Source organism: Vibrio sp. Vb1755 (assembly GCF_033338635.1).
Taxonomy (GTDB): domain Bacteria; phylum Pseudomonadota; class Gammaproteobacteria; order Enterobacterales; family Vibrionaceae; genus Vibrio; species Vibrio alginolyticus.
The window spans coordinates 1-1,441 of sequence record NZ_JAWOTA010000141.1 but is presented as its reverse complement, the minus strand read 5'-3'; the positions used below and the strand labels follow the sequence as shown (position 1 = coordinate 1,441).

2 protein-coding genes are annotated in these 1,441 nt (G+C 46.3%); both read left to right on the top strand.

Annotated features, from left to right (window positions below; translation table 11 throughout):
• Positions 1 to 653 (top strand): putative nucleotidyltransferase substrate binding domain-containing protein (locus R7E00_RS23350; protein WP_318124618.1); only part of this gene is annotated, 653 nt, incomplete at its 5' end.
• A gap of 8 nt (positions 654 to 661) precedes the next feature.
• Positions 662 to 1,381, top strand: coding sequence for a 3'-5' exonuclease (locus R7E00_RS23345; RefSeq protein ID WP_318124617.1), 720 nt, complete (start codon positions 662 to 664; stop codon positions 1,379 to 1,381).
• Positions 1,382 to 1,441 lie beyond the last annotated feature (60 nt).

Here is a 1,441-nt window from a genome sequence, read left to right as displayed (position 1 = left end):
ACATCATGGCCACAAACCCGATGTGGCGAATGACTCGCTCCGAATGGGAAGAATGTTTCGCTGACTGGATTGACGATCCCAACCCGAAAGCGTTACTGAATGCATCAATATTTTTCGATTTAGATGGCGTGTATGGCCGCTTAAAATGGGCAGAACAGCTCACCAGCTTCATTGTGCGTCGAGCGCGTAAAAATAATCGCTTCTTAGCATGTTTGGCTCGAAATGCGCTAAACCGCACGCCGCCATTAGGCTTCTTCAAAGATTTTGTGATGGAAAAAGACGGCCAGCACAAAAACTCGATCAACCTAAAACGTCGTGGCACCGCGCCGCTGGTTGATCTGATTCGTGTGCATGCCTTGGCAGTTGGCTCTCGTGCACAAAACTCGTTTGAACGTCTCGACGACATTATTGACGCAGGCATCTTGCCAAAAGGTCGAGCTCAGGACTTAAAAGACGCGTTAGAATTCATCTCTATGGTACGAATTCGCCATCAAGCGACCGATGTTGAACTCGGAATTGAGCCAGATAACAACATCGAGCCAGAAAACCTCTCCGATTTTGAACGCCGTAATTTGAAAGATGCCTTCCAAATTCTCAGCAATGGGCAGAACTTCCTTAAGTTCCGTTATCAAGCAAATAAGAGCTTTAAGTGAGGTTTGGCATGATCCAAAAGCTATTTCAAAAGCCTGCGATTCAATGGCCAACCAAGTTTCAGCAAAAGTTGGAGCTCGTCAGTGATGAAAATCTTGTCGCCTTTTACGGCAGCGAATTACCAGCGCCCAATACCCCCATTTCAGAGGTTGAATTTGTCGCGTTGGATTTCGAAACGACAGGGCTCAATCCCGAAAAACACGACATTATTACTATCGGTTTAGTACCTTTCAATCTGAGACGTATTTTTCTGCGCGATGCTCGACATTGGAAAGTAAGGCCTCAGAAAAAGTTGGATGAAGATTCCGTTATCATCCACGGTATCACTCACAGCGAATTGATTGATGCGCCAGATCTGAGCGATATTTTGGGTGAGTTGCTGCCTTGCTTAAGCGGCAAAATCATCGTTGTGCATTACCGTCGAATCGAGAGAGAATTCTTGGATCAAGCGCTGAAAGCGCGCATAGGGGAAGGGATTGAATTTCCCGTGTTAGACACGCTACAAATCGAAGAGAACATCCAAAAGAGAAGCGCTGGCGGCATTTGGAATCGCCTGAAAGGAAAGAGACCAGAGTCTCTGCGTTTGGCGCAGTCTCGACGCCGCTATGGGTTACCAGACTACTCTCCACATCACGCGTTAACTGATGCGATTGCTACGGCCGAGTTGCTTCAGGCGCAGATGGCGCATCACTACAATGATGACCAACCCATCAGTGATTTTTGGTTGTAGATAGATTTTTTGTTGTAGCTATTTACCAACAATCATTCACCGAAAAACATGCATTAAAAA

What these genes read in the sequence shown, in the direction of transcription:
- R7E00_RS23345 (WP_318124617.1), top strand. Translation starts at nt 662, where the DNA reads ATGATCCAAAAGCTATTTCAAAAGCCTGCGATTCAATGGCCAACCAAG.